Consider the following 22,969-nt stretch of genomic DNA (forward strand, 5'->3'; position numbering starts at 1 on the left):
GCGGGGCGTACCCCCCGCCGCGCGGGGCCGGGGGGGGCGGGGGCCGGCCGCGACCTCGGGCCCGGCGGCCGGAGCACTCCCCCCGTCCGCCGCCGGGCCCGAGGAACCACTGGTCACGCCGGAGGCCTCCCGCACCGCCGGTCCGATGGCGGCCCACTCACCTCCGGCCACCGCGAACAACATCAGCGGCGCCATTCAGCCCGTCGACAGCGGATGTGCCGCCATCCGAGGGCAGCCCTCGACTCCGGTCGGGGCACGTCTCGCCATAACCCGTCAGGGCCCACTCCAGCTCTGACACATCTATCTCCATCAGCTCGAGAAAGAGAGACCCTCATGGCCACGATGAAGTCCGTCAGGACCGGCGCGGTGGGCACGATCGACGTCGTCGACACCGAACGCCCCGTCCCAGGGCCGAAGGACGCACTCGTACGGATCCGCGCCTGCGGCATCTGCGGTACCGACACCTTCTTCCTCCACCTCGGCGGCACCCCCATCGGCAGCCCCGACGGCTCCATGATCTCCCTCCCCCTCGGCCACGAACCCGCCGGCGAAATCGTCGAAGTGGGCGCCGAGGTCACCGGCCTCAAGGCCGGCAACCGGGTCGTCGTCAACCCGCAGGGCGTCCCGTCCGGCATCATCGGCTGCGGCGGCGCGCACGGCGCCATGAGCGAATACCTCCTCATCGAGAACGCCGAGATCGGCAAGAACCTCGCGGTCTTCCCCGACGGCATCCCCTTCGACGTCGCCTCCCTCAACGAACCCATGGCCGTCGCCCGCCACGCCGTCAACCGGTCCGAAGCCAAGCCCACCGACACCGTCATCGTCTTCGGCGCGGGCCCCATCGGACTCGGCGCCACCATCTGGCTCAAGCTGCGCGGCGTCGAGCACGTGGTCGTCGCCGACGTGATCCCCGAGCGCCTGGAGACCGCGCTCGCCATCGGCGCCGACGCCGTCATCAACTCGGCCACCGAGGACGTCACCGCCCACCTGACCGAACTGCACGGCCAAGCCTCCAACGCACTTGGCCAGCCCCGCCCCGGCACCGACATCTACATCGACGCCGCCGGAGTCGCCGCTGTCTTCAACACCACCATCGCCTCCGCCAAATGGGGCGCCAAGCTCGTCATGGTCGCCGTACAGAAAAAGGGCGCCGACATCGACCTCGGCGGCATGCTCCGCAGCGAACTCACCCTCATCGCCTCCCAGGGCTACCCCACCGAAATCTTCGAAGTCACCCCCGAAATCGTGGAACACCACGAACGCTTCGCCAAGCTCATCAGCCACCGCATCCCCTTCTCCGAGGCCAAGCACGCCTTCGAGCTCGCACTGACCCCCGGAGCCGCCGAGAAGGTCGTCGTCACCTTCGACGAGTAACGGCAGGTGGCAACAGGCGTCCGGGGATTCCTGCCGTCGACCGAAGCCGGCGACAGGAATCCGCACAGGCCCGATTCCTCGCCGCAGAAGTGGCCCCTGGTCACCACCGCGCGCAGCACACGACCGGCTGTTCCGTCCGAGGCCGCTGCGCCCAACCCGCACGAACATCCCTCAACGACCCGTTGATTCGTCGCGCCACCGCGGTTGCACCATCGGACAGGAACCCCACTCCATGATCAACAACTTGTGGCGGCGGTCACGCGGCCACCCCCGTATCGTCGATGCGGCCGTCTCCGCCGCGCTCTTCGCCTGTTCCTTCCCCGGCAGCATGATCACGTTCCCGGGCGGTGACCTGGACGTCCCATGGTGGCCCGGCGTGCTGCTGGCGGGCGTCTCCTGCGCCGCTCTGCTGTGGCGCCGCAACTGTCCCCGCACCACCGTGGTACTGGCCACGGTCTGCGCCATGGCCATGGCGGCGCTCGGCTATATCCTCACCGTCGTGCTGCTGGGACCTCTCATGGTCGCGCTGCACTCGCTGGCCGCCCACACCAATCGGAGAACCGCGAACACCTTCACCTTCACCGGTATCGCACTGCTGTTGGGCACGGCACTGACCGTCGGCCCCGGAAACGAACCGCTGGTCCTCAAGCTTCTCGGCCCCGCCGCCTGGCTGCTGCTGCCCACCTCTCTCGGTACCGCGACCCGGCTCCGCACCGAGCACGCGGAACGAGCCCGGGAGAAGGAAGCGCGGCACCGCGTCACCGAAGAGCGCATGCGCATCGCCCGTGACCTGCACGACGTCGTCGCCCACCACCTCGTCCTGGCCAACATCCAGGCCGGCGCCGTCGCCCGTCTCATACGTGACCGGCCCGACGAGGCCGAGAAGATCGCCACCGTCCTCGCCGGCACCACCTACACGGCTGTGCGCGAACTCAAGACCACCGTCGGCCTGTTGCGCCACGCGGACGACGTGGAGACGCCTCAGGAGCCGGCCCCCGGGCTCGCGCGACTCACCGACCTGACCGCCTCTTTCCGGAGCGCCGGGCTCGCGGTCACCGTCACCACCGAAGGAGAACGGCAACCCCTCTCCCCCGGCGCGGATGTCACGGCGTACCGCATCGTGCAGGAGGCGCTCACCAACGTGACCAAGCATGCCACCGGCGGCTCGGCCGAGGTACGTCTCACCTACTCGGAGGACCGGTTGGACATCGCCGTCACCAATGGTGGTAGCCCGGCACGGTCCTCCTCCCCCGTCCCGGCCGGCGGTTACGGACTCATCGGCATGCGCGAACGCGCCCACGCCGCCGGCGGCCGTCTCCGCGCGGGCCATCGTCCCCAGGGCGGCTTCGAAGTAGTCATCGAACTGCCCCTGCACCCCCACTCCGGCCCCCACGAGGAAATCGTGCCGACCTGACCGTCCCGGCTTCGGATCAGCGGCAGCGACCTGGCCGGGCCGAGGCGAGCCCCGGCGATCAACTGACCAGCGGTAGCGCGATGTTGTCGACGCGGTGGTCGAGGAACCCTCAGAGGGCGTTTGATCTAGGCGAGTTGCCCTTTATCTCCTAGATCAAACGCCCTCTAAGTGCGCGGCCAGCCACACGGAGACCAACGGGCGCGTATCGTGAAACGGACGGCGCCGGGTTGGTGTAGAGGATGTCGAGGCCGCGGAGGCATCGACGGCCTCGTCAGCCCAGGTCCGCGCGGAGTCCTCACTGGTGACGTCCAGCGGCCCGGGTGTGAGGGCCGCACCGCCCGCCTTGCTCCTACCCTTCTCACGTTCAGCCAGGCCGACCTCGACGCGATTACCCACGAAGTCAAGCACCGTCCGCGCAAGACCCACGGCTACCGAACTCCGGCAGAGGTCCAGGCGTCGGCCTCCTGAACAGCAGTGATGCGCTGACCACTTGAGCTCGCCCCGGCAATCCGCATGAGGTCTCCGTACCGCAGCTCGCGGTGACGGACGTACCCAGCGAACACCCCCTGGCCTATCCCATCCCCGTCCCCGCCGCCCATTAGGCACCGCCGGAGTGGGCCCCGTTGAGGGAGAGGTGCCCGGTGGCGCGGGTGACACTGCCCGGCGGGGACGAGGTGTCGCTGGTCATGCGGTACGAGGACGTCAGGAACATACTCGCGAACCCGAGGTTCACCCGCGACCTGAACGCGCCCGGCGCGGCCCGGATCGCCGTCGTCGATTCGTGCGGGGCATTCAACAGCCCGATGGACCACGCGCTCGCCGCCGAGGGCCACGAGCGGTGGCGGCGAATGGTCGGCAAGTCGTTCACGGCCGGACGAATGGCCGTGCTGCGGCCGCGTATCGAGGCGACGGCCGACCGGCTCATCGAACGGGATGCCGGCGCACGGCCAGCCGGCCGGCGGACCTCATCACGCACCTGGCCTTCCCCTGCCGGTGCAGGTGATCTGCGACATGCTCGGCGTTCCGGAGAGTGGCCACGAGAAGGTCGCGCACTGGTCCGACGTCCTGCTTCACGATGACCGAGTTCACCAGGGTCGAGGTCGACGTGGCGCGGGTCGAGTTCACCGCCTGTCTCACCGAACTCATCGACGGCCAGCGAGTGCGGCCCGGCGACGACCTGATCAGCGACCTCCTCACCGCCCGGGACGCCGAGGGCCGGCCGATGTCCGACAGGGCCGCGGCTGCAGGAACCCAGCGGCTCACAGCTTTCACCCTCTCCCCCGCTACTCGGCCCGCCCTCCTGCCCGCAGTCCGCGCCGCATCGCACCGACCGCCTCGGTGATCATCCGCTGGCTGACCTCCGCGTCCATCACCGCGGTCGAGGCGTGGAAAGTCCCCGGGAACAGGTGCAGTTCGGTCGGGACACCCGCCTGGACCAGACGCTGGGCGTAGGCCAGTCCCTCGTCGCGCAGCGGGTCGAACTCGTTGACTGCCACGTACGCCGGCGGCAGCCCGGAGAGGTCCTCGGCGCGAGCGGGCGCCGCATACAAGGACACGTCGTCGCCGCCGCGGATCCCGGGACCGCCGAAGTAGTAGTCCCAGCACTGCTCGACGTCGGCCCGCCGCAGGCCCGGGGTGTCGGTGAACGCGCGCATCGACGGCGTGGCCAGCCGGTCGTCCAGCACCGGCATGCCCAGGTACTGGAAGCACGGCGCCGGGCCGCCCCGGTCCCGGGCCAGCAGACTGAGCGCGGCCGCCAGTCCGGCGCCGGCGCTGTCGCCGCCCACGCCGATCCGGTTCGGGTCGACGCCCAGTTCGGCGGCGTGCGCGGTCGTCCATGTCAGCGCCGCGTAGCAGTCCTCGAGCCCGGCGGGGAACGGTGCCTCGGGAGCCAGCCGGTACTCCACCGAGACCACCACCGCGCCGGACTCCGCCGCGAACATGGAGGTCCCACCGTGAGAGAGAGCAGTGCTGCCGAGGCAGAACCCGCCGCCGTGGAAGTAGACCAGCGCCGGCCGTGTCTCCTCGGCGCCCTTCGGGGTGTAGATCCGCACCGGCACGTCGGGGGCCCCCTCGGGGCCCGGCACGTTCGCCTCCCGCACCTCGACGGGGAACGAGGTCTCGCGCCGCGCCAGCGTCGTGATCAGGTGCGACTCCTGGGCACGGGCCGCCGGGAGGTCCTCGAAAGGCACCGCGGGAAGCATGGCCACCCAGGGGGCCAGTTCGGGATCCAGGGCGTAGGGCAAGTCGTACTCCTCGCGCTCATGTCCTGCGCCGATCCCTCCCGGACCGACGCTGATCACCCATCCTGCGCCGGCCACGGGGGCCCCACCACCCGTCATCCGGCGGACAGCGGCCACCCGTCACCCGACAACTGTCGGGCGTAGCCTCGCACCCATGAGGACCCTGCTGCTGCGGCTGTCGGAGCTCGACGCCGACGCGGAGAACATCGTCCGCGTGGTCACCTTCTTCGACGGGCTGATCGCCGGCCGCGCTCCGTTGCCCGCCGCGCTGTGCTCCACCGCCCGCCTCGCCGAGTGCCCGGTCGGCGTGGCGGACACGGAGCTGGGCGTGTGCCTGCGTTCCGACGGGGACGCCGTGGTCACCGCCGACGCGGTTCCGGACTCGGCCTCCACCCGCGAGCTCTCGCCAGGCAGCCTCGTCTGGCTGGAACGGACCGGTTCCCAACTGCCCCTGGACGAGATCCTCCTGGAGCGCTTCGCCATCGCCGTCGCGCCGCTCCTGGACCCCGCGCGCGGGCCGCTGACCGGGCTGGGCGACACAGCCCTGTTGGAGCTGGCGCTGTCGGAGAGCGCCGGCCAGGCCGAACGCGCCCGGGCCTTACGCCTGCTGGGATACGAGCCGGCCACCCCGCTGCACACCCTGGCCCTCACCGGGGAACCACAGGCCATCAAGCGCTTGCTCACCGCCCTGCGGGAATCGGGAGCCCATGTACGGGCAGCCTGCCTCGGCCCGGTACACGCCGCCCTGTCCCCCGCGCTCCCGGCCGCCGTGACCGACCGGCTACCCCCGGGCCTGGCCATCGGGGCAGGTCCCGCGCTGTCCGCCGCCGAGGCTCCCGCGTCCTGGCGGCAGGCCCGCACCGCACTGCGCTTCGTGCGCACGGGGCGGTCCTGGCCCGCGGTCGTGCACGCGGACCAGCTCGGGGCGCTGGCCGCCCTCGCCCGGCTGCGGGCAAAGGACATCGCCGAGGTCGCCGACCTGGCCGTCCTGGACGGGATCGCAGCCGAGCCGCAGGGCGAGGAGTTGCTCTCGATCCTGATCGCCTTCTGCGCGACCGGTTCAACCCGCAAGGCAGCCACCGAGGTCCACCGCCACCACAGCACGGTCGCCGCCCGCCTCGCCCATGCCGAGACCCGACTGGGTTTCCCCCTCACCGTCCCCATCGGCCGCATCCGCCTCGAACTGGCCCTGCTCCTGCACCACTTGCGCGACACCGCCGAGTAGCGGGACCACAGCGGCACCGACCGTGTCCTGCGACACGCGGCGGTCCGTTCCCGACGTCGTCCAACATCCGGCGACCGCCTCCGGTGTCCGTTGCCGGAGACGAGACACAGAGGGGCACGGGAGACGGCGCTCAGCAGTTCGACCGGCAGGTCACCGTCACGTACAGCCGGAGTCAAGCGCCTAACGGCGGCTGCGAGTTGGGGGAAGCGGTCACAGGGCCGACGCGTCTTCGGCGACCGGCGCGGGCGGCACGCGGCCTGGGTGTCAGGCGAGCAGCTTCGACGAGACCTCCCAGAGGCGTTCGGCGTGAGCGGGGTCGACCGCGTAGGGCGCGACACCGGGGCCGAGGTTGGTGAGGTCGGTCGTGTCCACGTCGGTGACGGGAGCTTCGTTGCAGTCCTCGAAGTAGCGCCCGTAGACGCCTGCCAGCTGGGGCGAGGCCGCTGCTACCACGCTCGTCGCCGCGCCCTGGGCGGCGGTTTTGACGTGGTAGTTGCCGACGGCGGGCGGGTCTCCCGCGCGGGCGGCCCGGTACCGCCCGAGGCTGGTGTCATGAATGACGCCGGGGTGGACAGCGTTGACGGTAACCCCGTCGTCGGTCCAGCGCCGGCCGGCCTCCACAGCGAACAGGACGTTGGCGGTCTTCGACTGGCCGTAGGCAGTGAACGGCTGGTAGGGGCGGACGGAGAAGTGCAGGTCGTCGAAGAGCACGGGCGTGAGGCGGTGCCCGCGCGAGCTGACCGAGACGATCCGCGCTCCGTTCGCGGCGGCGAGCGCGTGGCGCAGGCCGACGGCGAGCGCGAAGTGTCCGAGGTGGTTGACGGCGAACTGCGTCTCCCAGTCCTTGCCGATCAGGCGGCGCTCCGGCAGCGCCATCACGCCGGCGTTGTTGACCAGAATGTGCAGCGGCCCGCTGAAGTCCGCCGCGAACACCGCGACAGAGGTCTGGTCGGCGAGGTCGAGCGGGGCGACGTGCACGCCGCGGCTCCCTGTGGTGGCCGAGATGTCGTCGGCGGTCCGCTGCCCGGCGACGAGGTCGCGGACGGCGAGGGTGACCTCGGCGCCCGCGGCGGCCAGCGCGCGGGCGGTCTCGACGCCTATGCCGGACGAACCGCCTGTCACGACGGCCCGCTTGCCGCCGAGATCGATGTCCGCGACGACGTCCATGGCGGTCGAATCGGCACCGAACCCGGTCGTGATGAGGTTGCTGGGCATGGAAGCTGCTCCTCACTCGCGTAGCCTGAGCAACCGGAGCCAGCTCCGGTTGCTCGTCAGCATATGCGGAGCCGAATCCAGTTGGTCCAGCGTTACGAGTCAAGAGGCGAGGTGCGAGGTGCCCCCGGACAAAGCCCGGCCACTGCGCTCCGACGCCCGGGAGAACCGGAACCGCCTGCTCGAAGCGGCGGCGCGCGCGTTCGCGCGGGACGGCTCCGAGGCGTCCCTGAAGGCCATCGCCAAGGACGCCGACGTGGGCATCGGCACGCTCTACCGCCGGTTTCCGACCCGGGAAAGCCTCGTGGAGGCGACGTACCGCAACGAGACGGCCAAGCTGTGCGACGCCGCCGACACCCTGCTCGCCCAGGAGACACCCGCTGCCCGGGCGCTGCGCAGCTGGATGGGCCGTTTCGCCGACCACATGACCACCAAGCACGGCATGGCCGACGCCCTGCACGCCGTCCTGGCCGACGGCGGGGAGCTGCGGACGCACTCCCGCCACCTGCTCACCGGCGCCCTGGCCAGGCTTGTCGAGGCCGGTGTCGCCGACCGGTCGATCCGTCCGGACGCCGACGCGGAAGACGTACTGATGTCACTTGCCGGCCTCACGCTGATCGCGAACAAGCTGGACCGGCCCGACCGGACGCACCGCCTGCTCAACCTGCTGATGGACGGCCTGACGTACCGGAGTTGCTGAGATCGCCGCCCCGGTCGGGCCGGTACGGCCCGACCGCACGATTCCGGAACACCGGCCGGGGTGGTGGTCGGCCATCGAGTAACCAGCGACCTCGCGGGCCGCGAGGTCCGGCCAGCGCCAGATACACCCAGCCGTCGTCGGTAGGGGATGTAGGTGAATGTCGCCAGTTTCATCCCCGGTGCGCTCGCGGTGAAGTCGCAGGCGCTCAGGTCCGGGGCGGGCACCGCCCTTTGGCCGGGCGGGTCAGGCCCTTGCGTCTGAGCCGCGTGACGCCTCTGATATCGCGTTCACGCATGACGCGCTCGATCCGTTTGCGGTTCACGCGGTGTCCGAGCCGGTGCAGCCCGGCGTGGATGTGCTGCACCCCGCAGGCACCGCGGGAGGCGAGGTGCAGCACGGTGATCTCGTGGGCCAGGGCGTTGTCGGCGGCCTTCCTCGCCGAGCGCGCCTTCTCACCGGCCGGCCACGCGTAGAAGGAGGACCGGGCCACCTTCAGCAGCCGGCACAGCAGAGCAACATCGTGGGTGGTCTTCTCCGCCTCGACGAACGCATACACCTCGCTCATCGATCGCTCTCCTTCAAGAAGAAGACTGCCGCTTTTCGCAGCACCTCCACCGTCTCAGCCTGCTCGGCCGCCAGCCTCCGCAGCCGGCGTAGCTCTTCGCGCTCGGCCGTAGCTCTCCTGGCGCCCCCATACAGAGCGTAGGGAGAGTCACGATTCAGAATCGGGCATGACGGTGACTTGGTGCCTCACCAGTTCCTGGGCGAGGGCGGCGAATCCTTCTGGACCGAGGGGCGGTGCAGACTTGCCTGGCTGGGGGTCGGTGCCGTTGTCGAGCCAGAAGCCCTCGTGGCCTCCGGGCATGATGAATGTAAGCAGTTTGGCCGGCAGGGCGCCGGTGTTGGTGAAGCCGTGCCGGTTTCCCCGCGGAACGAAGAGCAGGTCCCCAGGTCCCGCCTGGATTATCTCGTCGCCGTTGACGAAGTCGAAATCACCGGAGAGGACGTAGAACGCTTCCTCCTCGCGGCCGTGGGCATGCGGTAGTGCACCACCGCCGGGCGGGACCGAGGTCTCAAGGACGCCCAGAGCGCCACTGGTCTGAGCTGAGCTGATCTTGACCGTTGTCGTGTCGCCCGTCATCCACTTGGTGACGCCTTCGTCACGGCGGACAAAAATACCATCTCGACGTGTCCAACGCGGGTCCTCCTGGTCGGGGACGCGAGGTAATACGAAGGTCATGGGTTTTTCCTCTTCTCGACGTTCGGGTTGGCTTCCTGAGGGCTGATCAGCGCGACGCGAGACGCAAAAGCAGCGCTGCCGCGCCGGCGAGTAGCAGGATAAGAACAGGAGCGAACTTCCAGTCACGTACGCGCAGATGAGAAATGAGGGCACCGCTGAAGTAGGTGACGATCCCAATTGCGGCGGCTACGCCGAGTGGCCACCACGCCAGGCCGAGAAGAATACCCACGGCGCCAGCAATTTCCGCGGCGGCCAGCAGCTTCACCTGATTTTCCGGGAATCCTACGCGTTCGAGTGTCTTCATTTGCATCGGGTCTCGGACGAGCTTGCCGCGTGCGGAGAAAAGCAGGATCAGAGCTAGTGGGACAGACACGGCTACGGTTGCGATAAACATGGGATCCTCCTGGCAGGAGTGGGGTCACTCAAAGGCGCCTATACGGTTGTGGAGTAGTTGGTGAGCTGTGACGTCTACGTGCTGAGCCGAGGGCGGGGCGGACCCGGCAGCCCTCTCCAGGACGGCGGTTATTCGGCGGCACCGACAACAGCGGGCACCTCGGGGGTCTCGAGGCCGAAGGCGCGCTTCAGGACTTCGAGAGTGTCGGCATTCATCCGTTGAGACACGGCGGTCTGCGGTAGCGCTGCGGCTCCGTGGAAGGTGCCCGGGTACAGGTGCAGTTCCACGGGGACATTGGCCTGGGCCAGTCGGCGCGCGTATTCCATGCCTTCATCCCGGAGTGGGTCGAACTGACAGAGGGTCACGCATGTGGGCGGGAGCCCCGTGAGGTTCTCAGCTCGGGCCGGGGCCGCATAGACAGGAACATCGGGCGAGCCAGGCTGCGTGGTCTTCCGCAGATAGGCGGCCCAGCTCTTCTCGGCGTTGGCGAGGTGCCAGACTGGGGTGTCGACGTACGCGCGCATGGAGACGGTCTGCAAACGGTCGTCCAGCTCGGGAATGCCAAGGAACTGGAACACGAGCTGCGGTCCGCTGCGGTCTCTGGTGAGCAGTGCGACAGCGGCGGCCAACCCTCCCCCGGCACTCTGGCCGTGAACAGCGATACGGGTTGGGTCCAGGCCGAGCTCATCAGCCTGCTGGCCGAGCCAGACCAGAGTCGTGTAGCAGTCTTCCAAGGCGGCGGGATACGGGTGTTCCGGGGCAAGCCGGTAGTCCACGGACACAACGACTGCTTCCAGGGCCCGGGCCAGGGTGGCAGCACTGCCTTCCTCTGTGTCGAGATCACCCGTGACGAAGCCGCCGCCATGTATGTACAGGATCGCCGGACGAGGGGCGTCAGCCTGCCCGGCAGGACGGTAAACACGGACCGGAACCTCGTGATCTTCCGTAAGGCTGCGCACCAGGGCGTTGTCAACGAGCAGGCCATCAAGCGAAGGCGCGGGCAGTCGATCGATGAAAGAGCGCAGATCAGCCCGTGCTTTCAATGGATATCCCACATCGGTGGCAGGCAGTAACGCCAGGAGAGCATCGAGTTCGGGGTCAATTGCGTACGTCATCTTCTCTCCAGATCAGGCGTTTTCTGACAGACGGGAACCCGAGCTCAGCCGGCTCGTCACCGCCCGCAGGGCATTGGATCCTGCACACGAGGGGCCGCTCACAGTTGCTCCGCGCCTGGTCTTGTTCTGAACGGACAGGCGCGGAGCAACTGCTTCGACAACCAGTTGCGCCTGTATGCGTCTATGTCCGGGCCGTGGCAGCTTTCACGGCGTGGTGAGGGTGATGCGGATACCGACCGACCCGTTGACGCCTCGGCGGAGGCGGCTGCTGAGGAGGGTGAGACGGCCGGTCATGCCATATTTGCGGGCGATGAGCGTGCGGTGGTCGCGGGGTCGCAGACCTCGGCTGTGGCCCTGACCGGGGCGCTGAGGGGGTTGCCGCGAAGGTCGCAGGAGCCGACGAGGACGTCACTACGTGCCCGGATCCTTTTCACCTTCCAGGAATCAGCGGCTGTCCAGATGCCGAGGGTGTTGCCATCGCGTACTGACCAGACGGGCGTGGCGACAGGGGTCCCGTCTTGACGATGGCTGGTGACCAGCAAGTACTGGCCTGCTCCGAGTCTCTTCAGCTCCGAGCTGTCCATGGCTCAAGGACCTTTCTCTCCGTGATGTCGGGTGCTTGGCTGGACAGCACCGGTCTCGCTGCTGCAGCGGGTGAGCGATGCCAGCAGGGCGGGACGTCTCAGAGGTAGGCGCGCAGGAAGCTGTCGATCTTGGCAATTGCCGGATCGACGTACTCAGGACGGTCGTAGAAGTCGAAGTGGGTGCCGCCCTTGACGAGGAACAGCTCCTTGGGCTCGTGGGCCTTGTCGTACGCGGCCTGGCTCTGCTGGAGAGTCTCTGCCTCGGAGCCTGCGACAAGCAGGAGCGGAGTGGGGGCGAGGAGCTCGATGACATCGAGAGCGGAAAACTGGACCATCTTGTCGTAGGACCAGACAAGGAGCTGGTTCTTCCAAGCGGGGTCCTGGTTGCGATCACTGAGGTAGTACTTCTTGCCGTTGTTGACCCACTCACCCGCGTCGCCCGGCGGCATGAACGGCAGGTACTGCGCCTCATCGCCCTGGGCATGCGCCTCGCGTGCACTCTGGGCCAAGCCCATCGTGTCCCGCCAGTCCCCCGCGTAGCCGTTCGTAATCGTGCCTCGCAGGTCAGGCAGACCGCTGACCGTGGCCACCGCCTTGATCCGTCGGTCAGCCACAGCCGTGTAGGGCACATAGCCACCGCCGCCGCAGACACCGACGGCCGCGATACGGTCACGGTCCACTTCTTCCCGGCCACGCAAGAAAGTCACCGCGTTCTTGATGTCCTCGGACTTGGCAAAGGGGTTCTCGTCGCAGCGCGGGAAGCCCTCGCTGTCACCGTAGGTGGAGTGGTCGAACGCCAGCGCCACATAGCCGAGCCCGGCCAGGCGGGTGGCGTAGGCGGCCGGGGACTGCTCCTTGGTTCCCGAGGCCGCTCCCACTACCACCACAGCCGGGGCCGCTCCGGGAACACCCTCAGGAACGTAAAGGTGCCCCACTATAAGGTTGCCATTGCTCTTGAAGGTGATGTCGGTACGCATGGACGATGTGCCCTTCCAGGGAAGTTTTTACGGGCTCAACATCAAGCATTGCGCCCGAACAGTGCCCTGAACAGGGGAAAGAGTCTTCCTAGGAAAAGATCTTCCTAGGTTAAAAATCGCTCTTCCTGTCGATTCATCCCAGGTAGAAGATGGGGCCATGACTCCACGCAGCGACCGTCCCCGAGAGCTCGGGGCCTTCCTCAAAGCGCATCGCAGTCGCCTCGAACCCGACGCCGTCGGGCTGCCCGGCGCCGGGCAGCCGCGTCGTGTCCCGGGCCTGCGCCGTGAGGAAGTGGCTCGGCTTGCGATGATCAGTACCGACTACTACACCCGCCTGGAACAAGGCAGGCTCGCCGGAGCCTCCGTAGCCGTCCTGAGCGCCCTCGCCGAAGCCTTGCGCCTGGGCGAGGACGACCGTAACTACCTGTTCCAGCTCGCAAACAAGAACCACCAGCGGCACCTGCCTAGGAGCCCAGGCCTGGAACGTGCATGCCCGCAGCTTGAGCAGCTGCTGAACAACCTTCGCGACACTCCCGCCATGGTCCTCGGCCGCTATATGGACATCCTGGCCTGGAATCCGCTCGCTACTGCCGTGTTCCGAGACTTCGCTGAAGTGCCTCGCCATGAACGTAATTTCCTGCGGATGCTCTTTCTCGACCCTCAGGTCCGCGGACGCTACGTCGACTGGCCTGACCTCGCACGGATCTGCGTCGGGTTCGTTCGCGCCACCACCGACGGACTCAGCGAACCCAGAGTCTCCTCCCTGATCGGTGAGCTCTCCCTCCGGGACCTGGACTTCCGCACCTGGTGGGCGGAACAGCACACCAGCTACCAGTTCACCGGTACCAAAACCCTCACCCACCCCGACACTGGCCGCTACTCACTGGACTGGCAGGTGCTCCGCACCGTAGACGACAACCAGATCGTGATGGCGATGACAGCTCCGCCGGGAACCCACAGCCTGGACGCGCTTCGTCGTCTTCAGCCTCAGAGCACCCCGACCAGCCCCTGAGCGTCTTCAAAGTGATCACCGATGGGGTGACAGAGGGAGCAGGACATGGCAATCACCGCATCCAGTCCGGTCAGCGAGAACACCTTGGCAACTGATGTGGATGCGGCCGCCAACCGCAGCTGCCCTCCTCGCAAAGACAAGAGCTGATAGATCCGCACAAGGCCTCCGATACCGGACGAGTCGCAGAAGGACAGGAAGGTGCAGTCGACCACTACCAGCCAAGGCGCCGACCGCGCGGCCAACACCGTCTCCACCGCCTCGTCCAGCTGCACCACGCTCTCGTGGTCCAGTTCCCCACGAAGCTGGAACACCGCAGCCCCTGCCACCGGCCTGACCTGAACCGAAAACACCTGCCGCCACGCCTCCCGACCGCCGTTCAGAACACAAGGACCTCATCGTAGAAGCGTTCTTGCCTACCGGCGAAGCGACCGGCACAGTCTCACCACGCGCCGTCTCGCCTTCGACATGCTCGCCGTCATCGCCATCCAGACACGCTGAACCTGATAAGGAAGCCCTCGGTGACGAAGGCCGCGTATGCGCGGGTGGCCAGTTCGCGGCGGGAGCGCTGGCCCCGGTCGCGGGCGCGTTCGGCGCCTTCCAGCGGCGGCATCTCGAACTGCTCGGCCCACTCCGCAGCGGCCTGCTGCTCTGCAGCGCGCCGAGCGACGAGCCACTCCTCCGGTCCGGCACCGTCGCTGTCACGGACGGCCTTTGTCGCGCAGTCGACTGTGGCCGGTGATGGTGCTGGTCATGCAGAACGATGCATCGGCCGGTTGTGAGGTGCTGGTGGAATGTACTTTGTCCGCGCCCATCGGACAGTCAGCGGCACCACATCGCCATCGCCGTCCGGCCCGATGACCGCCTGGGACAGGCGCCGGCTGCCGTGGTCCTCTCGCTCCTTCAGCAGATGTGCCATGAAGACCGCGCTCAGCGGCTCAGGGCCTGAGACCGGCGTGTCCTGGGACGGCCGTGAAGCCTGAAGCTGGTCCAAAACGGCGACGGCTCGACGTTCTCGGCAGGCTGCGTTGATTCTGGGTAAAAGCATGGGACATCGGTTCTGCTCCCGTTGGAGTAGCGGAGGCGTGCGGGTCTACTGACCGCCAACCACCCTTCCGCGCCCGATCTCGGAGTTCCCGTGAAACGCCCCTTCCTTCTCGCGAGTCTCTCGTTCGTCACCCTGCTCACCGCATCGGCATGCTCATCCGCCGCCGGATCCGCCGTCGACGTCGATCCCGCCACGGCCTCCGCCGGGATCAAGGCAGCAACCGCTCTCACGACCAAGTACTCGGCCGACACCGTTGCCTCCGAACTCCCCGAAGGCGCCAACCCGATCTCGGCCAGGAAGCTCATCGTGACGGTGCCCTGCGCGTACGCCGCGGAGAACTGCAAGCGTGGGGTCGACGCCTTCGCCGAGGCCGCGAGAGCCGTCGGCTGGACCACGAAGATGATCGACCCCGCCGGCAACCCCGACAAGGCACGTGCCGCCGTGCAAACGGCCATCAACCTCGGTGCCGACGGGATCTTCTTCATGGCCGGCAGCGGGGAAGCCCTGGGCGCCGCGCTCAAGGACGCTCGCGCCGCCGGCCTCGTCACCGTCAACGTCGAAGGCGGGACGAACGTCAAGGGCCAGTTCGACACCGACATCGAGCCGTCCGCGACCGGGATGGGACGGCTGCTGGCCGCCCAGATCACCGTGCAGAGCAAGGGCAAGGCCAAGGTACTGCTCGTGAACGACCCGGAGTTCAAGGCTGTGGTGGACATCCACAAGGGTCTCGTCGACGGCCTCAAGGAGTTCTGCCCGGGCTGCATGATCACCGACGACATCAGCTTCCAGATCGCCGACCTCTCCGGTGGTCTCCCGACGCAGGTGCAGTCGGCGCTGGCCGCTCACCCGGACACGGACACGGTCTGGGCGGCGTACGACGCCGCCGCATCGAGCATCGAGCCCGTGATCGAGCGATCGGCCAACGGTGACTCGATCAGCATGGTCTCGACGGACGGACTGAAGTCCAACCTCGAAGCCATCCGGTCCGGCGGCGTCCAGACCGCGGACGTCGCCGCGGAGAGCCAGTGGCTCGCCTACCAGTCCCTCGACGAGATGGACCGCGTCTTCGGCGGCGGCGAACCCGAGCTCAACATCGCCGCGCCCTACAAGCTCATGACGAAGGACACCATCACCACGGTGCCATGGGACGGCGACGTCGCCTGGAAGTCCACGTACCTGACCCGCTGGAAGTGACTGCGATGACCACCGCACCTGCCGTGGCCCTGACCGCGGTCAGCAAGACGTTCGGCGGACAGCGCGCTCTCGACGAGGTCACAACCGGGATCCCGCGGGGCCGGGTCACCGCGCTCCTCGGGATGAACGGATCGGGCAAGTCCACGCTCATCAAGGTCCTCGCGGGGATCCACGCGCCCGACGACGGAGGCTCTCTCCGGGTCTTCGGTGACGAGATCCGGCTCCCGGCAACGCCCGAGGCCGCCCACGCCCACGGATTCCGGTTCCTCCACCAGGACCTCGGGCTCGTGCCGGAACTCACGGTCGCGGACAACTTCGCGTTCGTCAGTCGCTTCCCGACCAGGGGCGGCACTGCGCGCGATCGACACGCGCCGCCTGCACGAACAGGTCGCCTCGACAATGGAGTTCCTCGGCGTCGACGCCACACCCGATCAGGGGGTGGAGGAGCTCGCCCCGTCGACCCGCACGATGGTGGGCATCGCCCGCGCGCTGAACGAGTCCGGCGGGATCTCGGAGCAGACGATCGGTCATCGGATCCTCGTGCTGGACGAACCGACGGCCTCGCTCCCGGCCGACCAGGTCGAGAGCGTGCTCGGCATCGTCGAGCACGTGCGCAGCCTGGGCGGCACCGTCGTCTACGTCAGTCACCGCACCGACGAGGTCCTGCGGATCGCCGATCACATGCTGATCCTGCGCGACGGTCGACTCGTCGTGGACGAGCCGATCGGCACCCACACGGCGCAGGAACTCGTCGCGCGCATCGTCGGCCGCGAAGTCGAGACCGAGTCCGAGTACGGGTCCGGGTCCGTGTCCGAGTACGGTGCCGGGTCCGGGTCCGGTGCCGCCCGGCGCGGCGGCCGGCCGGACGCGGGCCGCACACCCGTGATCGTCGCCGAGAACCTCGTCGGTCGACGCCTGCGGGACGTGTCCTTGGTCGTGTCGAGCGGTGAGATCGTCGGCATCGCCGGTCTGGTCGGATGCGGTCGGAGCGAGCTGGTGCGCATCCTGGGCGGTGCCCAGCAGCCGCTGGCCGGCACCCTGCGTCTCAAGGGCGCACCCTACGCCCCCGGCGCACCTCGGCAGGCCCTCCGTTCCGGGGTGGCGACCGTGCCCCAGGACCGGCGCCGCGACGGCTGTGTGCTGCCCATGTCGGTCGCGGACAACCTGAGCCTGGGCTCGCTCGGCTCCTTCGTCCGCAGGACCGGCGTCATCGACGTGGTCGCGGAGCGACGTCGGGCCGCGACGCTGGTGGCCGATTTCTCGGTCAAGGTGACCGATCCGTCGACCACCGTGGAGTCCCTGTCGGGAGGCAACCAGCAGAAGGTCGTCGTCGCCCGGGCATCGGACCGCGCCACATCCGTCCTCCTCCTGGACGAGCCGACGCAGGGCATCGACGTCGTCGCGAAGGAGGAAATCGCGAACCTGATCCGGAAACGCGCCCGCACCGGCGTCGCCGTGGTCGTCGCGTCCAGCGACAACCAGGAACTCGTCGATCTCTGCGACCGGGTTCTCGTCCTCGACCGGGGCGTCGTGGCCGGAGAGCTCACCGGCGCCGATCTGACGGAAGACACCCTCACTTTCCGGTGTGCTCACGCGTCGGAGCACACCGCCTCCCTCATCCCCGCGGAGAAATGATGACCACCACCGCCGCCCGGGCCCAGCAGCCCGTCGTCGAGCAGTCCGCCCGGTCCCGCGGCGCAGCCCTGGGCTCCGTTCTGTCGAACTACGGGGTCCTGCTCTTCCTGGTCCTGCTGATCACCGTGTTCGCCGTGCTCGCCCCCACGACCTTCCCGACCTGGGACAACGCGCGCGCCGTGCTGGCCGACTACTCCATCCCGGGTCTCCTCGCACTGGCCGCGGTCCTGCCGCTGACGGTCAACGAGTTCGACCTGTCGCTGGGCGCCACGCTCGGCTTCTCGGCGATCACCTCGATCTGGCTGTCCAACGCGGGCGTGCCGCTGCCGGCCGTGATCGCCGTCGCGGTGCTCGTGGGAATCCTCGTCGGCGCGGTCAACGCCGTACTCGTGATCCGCCTCAAGATCAACGCCTTCATCGCCACCCTCGGCGCCGCCACGCTGCTGGCCGGTGGGAACCTCCTGCTGACGAACAGCTCACTCCTGGTCCTCTCCTCGGACTCGTTCGCCTCTCTCACCACCACCCGGGTAGGCGGGGTCCAGGTCGTCCTCGCCTACTTCGTGGCGGCGTCGCTAGTGCTCTGGTTCACGATGGAGAAGACCCCGTTCGGGCGCTACGCGCGGGCAACCGGCCTGGGGCGCCCGGCGGCGCAGCTGAGCGGTATCCCCACCGCCCGCCTGATGGCCGTCTCGCTCGTCCTGGCCTCGGCGATCGCCGCGGTCGCGGGCGGCCTGTACGCCAGCCGCGCCGGCAGCACCCCGCCTTCTCTCGGGCCCGAGTTCCTGCTCCCCGCCTACGCCGCCGCCTTCCTCGGGGCGACGACGATCAAGCCGGGGTTCTTCAACGTCTGGGGGACGGTGGTGGGTGTCTTTCTCCTGGCCGTCGGTTCGAACGGTCTGACACTTCTCGGGGCGCAGACCTGGGTGACCAACATCTTCAATGGAGGAGCCCTCATCGTCTCGGTGGCGGTGGCTGGGATCCTCACACGTCGACGTCGCACTCGTCAGGGAGGCCACTGAAGCGCACCCATAGGGAATGTGGGCATGTCCTCCGGCACGAAATGGAGAGCAGCCGTGATCCCGTCATCTCATCGGTTGCGTCCGTGGAAGTTCATCGGACGTGACCTGCTCATCGACGGCACTCCGGGTAACGCGTTTCGCGTGGGGCTCGTCCGGAGGAGAATGCCTCCATGGAGTTGTTGCGGGTTACCGGCCCGGGAGAGTGGGAGCACTTCGTCAGTAAGAGCTTCTACGTACTCTCGCTCAACTCGGTGTCCAAGGGGTTCACCGCCACCGGTCGCCTGACGGAGATCGGCCGGGGCATCCGGTTGGCCGAACTGGAAACCGGGGTCTCCGGCCTCCAGCGGACACCGGGTCTGATCGCCTCCGCACCCTCTGACGACCTCCTTTTCCTCATCCAGCTGGCAGGTCAGGCGCGGATCGAGCAGGCGGGACAGCAGCTGCTGCTGCGGGCCGGCCATGCCACCTTCTGTGATCCTTCCGTCCCCTACAGGATCGTCAGCGGCGGCCAGCAGATCGTCACGATGGTGCCGCGCCACGAAGTGCTTCCCCCGCGGTCGAGGGCGGCCCACATCAGGCTCCACGACCTGAGCATGACCCTCGCCCCCCTTCGGGTCTTCCGTCTCCTCGCCGAGGAGATCACCTCGGATCCCGGCTCCGAGCACGACGCCGAGCGGTTCGGTGTCGGAAACGCGGCCTCCGAGCTGCTGCGCAGCGCCGCCGTCATGGCGGCCGAAGCCAGACTCGACCTCCGATCGTGGTCGAACGAGACGCGGCTGCACGCGGTCAAGGAGTTCCTCCTCGCGCGGCTGTCGGATCCGACCCTGACGATGGAGCGGGTCGCCGCCGCGAACGGGATGTCCGTCCGTCAGCTCACGGCGGTCTTCGAGCCCGACGACTCACCGGCGGCGTTCCTGCGGCGGGAACGCCTGCGGCGCGCCCGCCAGGAACTTGTCGACCCGCGGTTCGCCGGCGTCCCCATATCCGACATCGGGGCACGGTGGGGATACCCCAACCCGTCCACCTTCGGACGGGCGTATCGGCGGGCGTTCGGCGAGACCCCGCTCGAGGCGCGAAGGAACGGGTTCGGACAGCGCTGAGCCGCACGCGCAGCGGCGTCCGCGCCGCGGAATCGTCGAAATCGGTGGGCGCTCGACCTTCTCGGCAGGAGCGGTTCCAAGGTCGTGAACTCCCGGTAAGACTGGGTCCTGAGGATGGATCGCCGACAGGCCGTGGGGTCTACTCGGACGCACCGACCCGCAGGTGAAGGCGCGGTCGACGGCGGCGGCGGGCCGCCGGCACCCACCCCAGAAAAGGTCGCTCCATGTTCACGATCGCCTTCCTGACCCGACGTGTCGACGGCATGACCGCGGAGGAGTTCTTCGAGCACTACCGCACGACGCACTACGACCTCGCGTCCCGGATGCCGGGACTCGTGTCGTACCAGCAGGCACCCATCCGCCACGGCGCCGGAGGTTGGACGACGCCCGAGTCGTTCCCCGACTACGACGCACTGTCGATCTACACGTTCACGTCCCGCGAAGCGGCCGATGCGGCGTTCGCCTCGCCCGAGGGCCGGCTCGTCGACGAGGACACGGGCAAGTTCATCGACTGGCCCAGCGTGCTGTCGATCGCCGCCGACGTGTCCCAGCGATTCGACGGATCCCTCGCATGAGCACGAGGTATCCACGGCCGGTGGGGCGCCCGCGGACTGATCAGTTACGGCCTGGGCTTCGTCGTGATGGTCCCGTTGTTCAGCGACTCCCCGTACACGGGTCCGATCGCGTCGGCCCTGGGTGGCGCCGACACGCCTTCGTGGTCGGTCTCGCCGTCCCGGGCCCTTGCCACGTCCTGCTCATGCGCGGTGTGGACATCGCGGCCGGGTCCGCCCTGGTGCCGGCCGCTCCCCCCAACACCCCCTCCCTCTCATCCAAGGTCTCCGCAACCCCCCACACCGAAAGGACACCACTGTGATCCCCGCTTCCGCCGGCTCGGCCTCGACGTCGACCCTCCGCCTCGTCTGGCCCCAGTGGCAGGGCGCCGGCCCCGATGTCGTGCGCGCGCTCTTCCCGGAGGTACCACTCGACGAGGCGCACCGTGGGTACGCCGTCGGAACGACGGTGCTCGAAGCCGTCCTGCCCGCGCACGACGGCCCGTCCGCCGTAGTGCCGGTCACGCTCGGCTCGGAGGGACTGGAGACCCGCGACGGTGTCGACGCGAAGGACGCCGTGGTCTCCCAGCTTCGAGGAGCACTGGGCGTCATCGCCGAGCACGACACCCACAAGATCGTCACCATCGGCGGCGAGTGCTCCGTGAGTGTGGCCCCCTTCTCCGTACTGGCCAACCGGTACGGCGACGATCTCGCCGTCATCTGGATCGATTCGCATCCCGACGTCGGGACGCCGGAGAGCGAGTACCACGGCTACCACGCGATGGCGTTGGCGACCTTGTGCGGACACGGCGACGACGATGTCCAGGCGCTGTTGCCCGCTACCGTGCCGGCCTCCCGGGTGGCCCTCGCCGGCCTCCATTCGTGGACGGAAGACGACTTCCCCAACGCGGAGAAGTGGGGTATCTCCACCTTCTCGCCGGAGGACCTGCGTTCGACGAGTGACGAACTGCTGGAGTGGCTCGCCTCAACCGGCTGCAGCCGAGTCGCCGTCCACCTCGACGTCGACGTCGTCGACAGCGACGAAGCGCTGCTCGGGCTGGGCATCGAGCCGGGAGGGCTTACCTCCGCACAGGTTCGGAGGCTCATCACCGACATCGACGCGGCTGCCGAGGTCGTCGGATTCACCATCGCCGAGTACATCCCCCGACAGGTAATGGCACTCCAGCGGCTCGTGGACGGGCTGCCCCTGCTCTGACGGCCGGGGCGCCGCTGCATCGAACCGTCGCCGAGATCGCAGGCCAGTGCCGAAGAATGCGGCCTTGCTCATGACGTGCCCCTGATCGCATCTGTACGAGGTTGTACGGCTGCGACCACCCGAAACGTAAGGCCGACGCGGAGATTCGGTCGGCGTTCCCGGCACGCTCCGGCCGGCCTTTCGGGCACCAGGCCGCGCCGCTCCGGAGGTCGGTGGAGGTTGTCCTACGACGCCCGGTCTCCTGCGACCCCGACACTGGCAATACTGAATGGGTGTGCCGCTTGTGACGGTGTGCGGTGAGTGAGGGCGGCTGTGGGCTGCCGGAGGAGGAGCGGTCATGGCTGCAGGCGGGGAGAAGAAGGACCGGCGCGCGTATGCCAAGGGTGAGGCACGTCGGGCGGAGATTCTCACGGCCGCGCTGGAGGCGTTCGCGGAGCAGGGCTACCGGGGGTCGTCGCTGCGGGACATCGCGGCCGACACGGGGGTGTCGGCCTCGGGGATCCTCCACCATTTCGGCAGCAAGGACGCCCTCCTGACCGCCGTACTCGAAGAGCGAGAGCGGCTCAACCTTGAGTTGCTCCCTCCCGACGCGGCCCTTACCGGCGCCGCCGAGTACTTCCGGAATCTGGTGGCGTACAACAGTACGCAGCCGGGGTTGGTGCGGTTGTTCGCGACGTTGGCGGCAGAGGCAGCCGATCCCGAGCACCCGGCGCACGCCTGGTTCGTGAAGCGTTACGCAGGTGCGCGAGAGCATGTCCGGACGGTGCTCGACGAGGATCTGGCACCGCTGGAGGAAGCGGAGCGCGAAGCGACCGTCCAACTGTTCATGGCGGTGAGCGACGGCCTCCAGACACAGTGGCTGCTGGAGCCGGACCGTGACATGAAGGCCGGGATGGACCGGTTCGTCGATCTGTACGCGCAGGCCAAACAGCACCGAGAGGTGCCGGAGACGCCCGGTGCCACCGAACCGGGGTCCAGACCGGTGACGGGTGCCGGGCGCCTGCGGCAGCTGCGCCTGGGACCGAAGGGCGTGTCCGCGGCAGACCGGCTGGAGAGCTTCGGACATCACGGGCGACTGGCCGACGGCCGCACACCCGCCTCGTTCGAGGCCGAGACCGAGGCCGCCTGCGCCGCCCTGGGCGCAGCCCTCGCCAAGCGCGGATCCGGCTGGGACGACGTGACCGAGATCCGCACCCTGCACGCGGAACTCACCAACCACACCCTCGAAACGGTCGGCAGAGTTCTCCAGACCCGAACTGGCAAACGCGACATCCCCTGGCTCGCCCAGGCCGCCCCCGAACTCGCCCACGACGGCCTCCGCATCGAACTCGCCGCCGTCGCCCTCCCACACACCAACTACTGAACACTCGTATCGCTTTATGTGCGAACATCCACCCAGACTGCGGGTTCATCAACCAAAAGGTAAACCATTTGTAACGGAATGGGGTTCCCTTCTTGTCAATCACTGAACGATAGTTCAGTGTCTTCTGAAACGGGAGTCGTCCGCCGCCCGTACGGCGAGGCTCACCCGGACCCCTGCGTGACCCGGCGCTCCTGAAACGCGTCGGCGACGCGTGGGCGACCCCCTGTTACCGCACACCCTGGGCGCCGACGCCCTCGCATGCCCCCCTCCCCGGTTCCTTGTCAGCCTCCCCGGCGCCAGGAGCCGGCCTCCCCCGAAGTCCTCGACTCATCCTCGCCCGGTCCCGAGAAAGACGA

The 22,969-nt window shown here is 68.4% G+C and carries 22 protein-coding genes and 2 pseudogenes; 14 read left to right on the top strand and 10 right to left on the bottom strand.

The window, feature by feature from the left end; all coding sequences use genetic code 11:
* Nucleotides 1-333 precede the first annotated feature (333 nt).
* Nucleotides 334-1,374 carry a zinc-binding dehydrogenase gene (locus ACIBLC_RS33260; protein WP_399215087.1) on the top strand — a complete coding sequence of 347 codons (1,041 nt, stop codon included), beginning with the start codon at nt 334-336 and terminating at the stop codon, nt 1,372-1,374.
* A gap of 232 nt (nt 1,375-1,606) precedes the next feature.
* Complete coding sequence (locus ACIBLC_RS33265; protein WP_399215088.1) at nt 1,607-2,788, top strand: sensor histidine kinase; 1,182 nt, start codon at nt 1,607-1,609, stop codon at nt 2,786-2,788.
* 598 nt (nt 2,789-3,386) lie between these two features.
* On the opposite strand, the gene ACIBLC_RS33270 is transcribed toward ACIBLC_RS33265, so the two are convergent.
* Nucleotides 3,387-3,656, bottom strand: coding sequence for a hypothetical protein (locus ACIBLC_RS33270; protein WP_399215089.1), 270 nt, complete (start codon nt 3,654-3,656; stop codon nt 3,387-3,389).
* A 207-nt stretch (nt 3,657-3,863) separates the two neighbouring features.
* On the opposite strand from ACIBLC_RS33270, the gene ACIBLC_RS33275 reads away from it, so the two are divergent.
* A complete protein-coding gene (locus ACIBLC_RS33275; protein ID WP_399215091.1) occupies nt 3,864-4,130 on the top strand; it encodes a hypothetical protein in 267 nt (88 codons plus the stop codon).
* On the opposite strand, the gene ACIBLC_RS33280 is transcribed toward ACIBLC_RS33275, so the two are convergent.
* Complete coding sequence (locus ACIBLC_RS33280) at nt 4,072-5,034, bottom strand: alpha/beta hydrolase (RefSeq protein ID WP_399215092.1); 963 nt, start codon at nt 5,032-5,034, stop codon at nt 4,072-4,074. The two genes, ACIBLC_RS33275 and ACIBLC_RS33280, sit on opposite strands and share 59 nt — an antisense overlap.
* 151 nt (nt 5,035-5,185) lie before the next feature.
* Between ACIBLC_RS33280 and ACIBLC_RS33285 the strand changes: the two genes are divergently transcribed.
* Complete coding sequence (locus tag ACIBLC_RS33285) at nt 5,186-6,256, top strand: helix-turn-helix domain-containing protein (RefSeq protein WP_399215093.1); 1,071 nt, start codon at nt 5,186-5,188, stop codon at nt 6,254-6,256.
* Between the two features lie 264 nt (nt 6,257-6,520).
* On the opposite strand, the gene ACIBLC_RS33290 is transcribed toward ACIBLC_RS33285, so the two are convergent.
* A complete protein-coding gene (locus ACIBLC_RS33290; RefSeq protein ID WP_399215094.1) occupies nt 6,521-7,471 on the bottom strand; it encodes an SDR family NAD(P)-dependent oxidoreductase in 951 nt (316 codons plus the stop codon).
* Nucleotides 7,472-7,589: 118 nt separating this feature from the next.
* Here ACIBLC_RS33290 and ACIBLC_RS33295 point away from each other — a divergent pair, with 118 nt between their 5' ends.
* Nucleotides 7,590-8,168 carry a TetR/AcrR family transcriptional regulator gene (locus ACIBLC_RS33295; protein ID WP_399215095.1) on the top strand — a complete coding sequence of 193 codons (579 nt, stop codon included), beginning with the start codon at nt 7,590-7,592 and terminating at the stop codon, nt 8,166-8,168.
* A 205-nt stretch (nt 8,169-8,373) separates the two neighbouring features.
* On the opposite strand, the gene ACIBLC_RS33300 is transcribed toward ACIBLC_RS33295, so the two are convergent.
* The 6 genes and pseudogenes from ACIBLC_RS33300 to ACIBLC_RS33325 form a co-directional block, all read right to left on the bottom strand.
* Nucleotides 8,374-8,733: an IS3 family transposase gene (locus ACIBLC_RS33300; RefSeq protein ID WP_399215096.1), complete on the bottom strand. Its 360-nt coding sequence runs from the start codon at nt 8,731-8,733 to the stop codon at nt 8,374-8,376.
* A gap of 147 nt (nt 8,734-8,880) precedes the next feature.
* Entirely contained in the window at nt 8,881-9,408 is a 528-nt protein-coding gene (locus ACIBLC_RS33305) for a cupin domain-containing protein (RefSeq protein WP_399215097.1), read from the bottom strand.
* Nucleotides 9,409-9,454: 46 nt separating this feature from the next.
* The gene (locus ACIBLC_RS33310) at nt 9,455-9,802 is read right to left on the bottom strand and encodes a DoxX family protein (protein ID WP_399215098.1); all 348 of its coding nucleotides are present in this window, start codon (nt 9,800-9,802) and stop codon (nt 9,455-9,457) included.
* A gap of 128 nt (nt 9,803-9,930) precedes the next feature.
* Nucleotides 9,931-10,917, bottom strand: coding sequence for an alpha/beta hydrolase (locus tag ACIBLC_RS33315; RefSeq protein WP_399215099.1), 987 nt, complete (start codon nt 10,915-10,917; stop codon nt 9,931-9,933).
* Between the two features lie 204 nt (nt 10,918-11,121).
* Nucleotides 11,122-11,501, bottom strand: a pseudogene (locus ACIBLC_RS33320) (PPOX class F420-dependent oxidoreductase).
* A 98-nt stretch (nt 11,502-11,599) separates the two neighbouring features.
* On the bottom strand, nt 11,600-12,478 hold the full coding sequence (locus tag ACIBLC_RS33325; RefSeq protein ID WP_399215100.1) for an alpha/beta hydrolase: 879 nt from the start codon (nt 12,476-12,478) through the stop codon (nt 11,600-11,602).
* A gap of 157 nt (nt 12,479-12,635) precedes the next feature.
* Between ACIBLC_RS33325 and ACIBLC_RS33330 the strand changes: the two genes are divergently transcribed.
* Nucleotides 12,636-13,490, top strand: a complete 855-nt coding sequence (locus ACIBLC_RS33330) for a helix-turn-helix transcriptional regulator (RefSeq protein ID WP_399215102.1) — start codon at nt 12,636-12,638, stop codon at nt 13,488-13,490.
* Here the strand turns inward: ACIBLC_RS33330 and ACIBLC_RS33335 are convergent.
* Nucleotides 13,466-13,840 carry an STAS domain-containing protein gene (locus ACIBLC_RS33335; protein WP_399215103.1) on the bottom strand — a complete coding sequence of 125 codons (375 nt, stop codon included), beginning with the start codon at nt 13,838-13,840 and terminating at the stop codon, nt 13,466-13,468. The two genes, ACIBLC_RS33330 and ACIBLC_RS33335, sit on opposite strands and share 25 nt — an antisense overlap.
* A 785-nt stretch (nt 13,841-14,625) precedes the next feature.
* Here ACIBLC_RS33335 and ACIBLC_RS33340 point away from each other — a divergent pair.
* The 8 genes and pseudogenes from ACIBLC_RS33340 to ACIBLC_RS33375 all read left to right on the top strand — a co-directional run bounded on the left by ACIBLC_RS33340 (nt 14,626) and on the right by ACIBLC_RS33375 (nt 22,613).
* Entirely contained in the window at nt 14,626-15,729 is a 1,104-nt protein-coding gene (locus tag ACIBLC_RS33340; protein ID WP_399215104.1) for a sugar ABC transporter substrate-binding protein, read from the top strand.
* A 5-nt stretch (nt 15,730-15,734) separates the two neighbouring features.
* Nucleotides 15,735-16,097: pseudogene (locus tag ACIBLC_RS33345) on the top strand (ATP-binding cassette domain-containing protein); the annotation flags it as partial.
* A 31-nt stretch (nt 16,098-16,128) separates the two neighbouring features.
* On the top strand, nt 16,129-17,364 hold the full coding sequence (locus tag ACIBLC_RS33350) for an ATP-binding cassette domain-containing protein (protein ID WP_399215106.1): 1,236 nt from the start codon (nt 16,129-16,131) through the stop codon (nt 17,362-17,364).
* A complete protein-coding gene (locus tag ACIBLC_RS33355; RefSeq protein WP_399215107.1) occupies nt 17,364-18,383 on the top strand; it encodes an ABC transporter permease in 1,020 nt (339 codons plus the stop codon). Before ACIBLC_RS33350 ends, ACIBLC_RS33355 begins: the two co-directional genes overlap by 1 nt.
* 170 nt (nt 18,384-18,553) lie before the next feature.
* Complete coding sequence (locus ACIBLC_RS33360) at nt 18,554-19,483, top strand: helix-turn-helix domain-containing protein (RefSeq protein WP_399215108.1); 930 nt, start codon at nt 18,554-18,556, stop codon at nt 19,481-19,483.
* A 224-nt stretch (nt 19,484-19,707) separates the two neighbouring features.
* Complete coding sequence (locus ACIBLC_RS33365) at nt 19,708-20,058, top strand: EthD family reductase (protein WP_399215109.1); 351 nt, start codon at nt 19,708-19,710, stop codon at nt 20,056-20,058.
* A gap of 295 nt (nt 20,059-20,353) precedes the next feature.
* Nucleotides 20,354-21,250 (top strand): arginase family protein, encoded by an 897-nt coding sequence (locus ACIBLC_RS33370; RefSeq protein ID WP_399215110.1) that lies wholly within the window; start codon nt 20,354-20,356, stop codon nt 21,248-21,250.
* Nucleotides 21,251-21,587: 337 nt separating this feature from the next.
* Complete coding sequence (locus tag ACIBLC_RS33375) at nt 21,588-22,613, top strand: TetR family transcriptional regulator (protein WP_399215111.1); 1,026 nt, start codon at nt 21,588-21,590, stop codon at nt 22,611-22,613.
* Nucleotides 22,614-22,969 lie beyond the last annotated feature (356 nt).

The sequence above is a fragment of the Streptomyces sp. NPDC050535 genome (assembly GCF_044457665.1).
Taxonomy (GTDB): domain Bacteria; phylum Actinomycetota; class Actinomycetes; order Streptomycetales; family Streptomycetaceae; genus Streptomyces.

What these genes read in the sequence shown, in the direction of transcription:
- ACIBLC_RS33260 (WP_399215087.1), top strand. Translation starts at nt 334, where the DNA reads ATGGCCACGATGAAGTCCGTCAGGACCGGCGCGGTGGGCACGATCGAC.
- ACIBLC_RS33265 (WP_399215088.1), top strand. Translation starts at nt 1,607, where the DNA reads ATGATCAACAACTTGTGGCGGCGGTCACGCGGCCACCCCCGTATCGTC.
- ACIBLC_RS33275 (WP_399215091.1), top strand. Translation starts at nt 3,864, where the DNA reads ATGACCGAGTTCACCAGGGTCGAGGTCGACGTGGCGCGGGTCGAGTTC.
- ACIBLC_RS33285 (WP_399215093.1), top strand. Translation starts at nt 5,186, where the DNA reads ATGAGGACCCTGCTGCTGCGGCTGTCGGAGCTCGACGCCGACGCGGAG.
- ACIBLC_RS33290 (WP_399215094.1), bottom strand. Translation starts at nt 7,471, where the DNA reads ATGCCCAGCAACCTCATCACGACCGGGTTCGGTGCCGATTCGACCGCC.
- ACIBLC_RS33300 (WP_399215096.1), bottom strand. Translation starts at nt 8,733, where the DNA reads ATGAGCGAGGTGTATGCGTTCGTCGAGGCGGAGAAGACCACCCACGAT.
- ACIBLC_RS33305 (WP_399215097.1), bottom strand. Translation starts at nt 9,408, where the DNA reads ATGACCTTCGTATTACCTCGCGTCCCCGACCAGGAGGACCCGCGTTGG.
- ACIBLC_RS33310 (WP_399215098.1), bottom strand. Translation starts at nt 9,802, where the DNA reads ATGTTTATCGCAACCGTAGCCGTGTCTGTCCCACTAGCTCTGATCCTG.
- ACIBLC_RS33315 (WP_399215099.1), bottom strand. Translation starts at nt 10,917, where the DNA reads ATGACGTACGCAATTGACCCCGAACTCGATGCTCTCCTGGCGTTACTG.
- ACIBLC_RS33325 (WP_399215100.1), bottom strand. Translation starts at nt 12,478, where the DNA reads ATGCGTACCGACATCACCTTCAAGAGCAATGGCAACCTTATAGTGGGG.
- ACIBLC_RS33330 (WP_399215102.1), top strand. Translation starts at nt 12,636, where the DNA reads ATGACTCCACGCAGCGACCGTCCCCGAGAGCTCGGGGCCTTCCTCAAA.
- ACIBLC_RS33350 (WP_399215106.1), top strand. Translation starts at nt 16,129, where the DNA reads ATGGAGTTCCTCGGCGTCGACGCCACACCCGATCAGGGGGTGGAGGAG.
- ACIBLC_RS33355 (WP_399215107.1), top strand. Translation starts at nt 17,364, where the DNA reads ATGACCACCACCGCCGCCCGGGCCCAGCAGCCCGTCGTCGAGCAGTCC.
- ACIBLC_RS33360 (WP_399215108.1), top strand. Translation starts at nt 18,554, where the DNA reads ATGGAGTTGTTGCGGGTTACCGGCCCGGGAGAGTGGGAGCACTTCGTC.
- ACIBLC_RS33365 (WP_399215109.1), top strand. Translation starts at nt 19,708, where the DNA reads ATGTTCACGATCGCCTTCCTGACCCGACGTGTCGACGGCATGACCGCG.
- ACIBLC_RS33375 (WP_399215111.1), top strand. Translation starts at nt 21,588, where the DNA reads ATGGCTGCAGGCGGGGAGAAGAAGGACCGGCGCGCGTATGCCAAGGGT.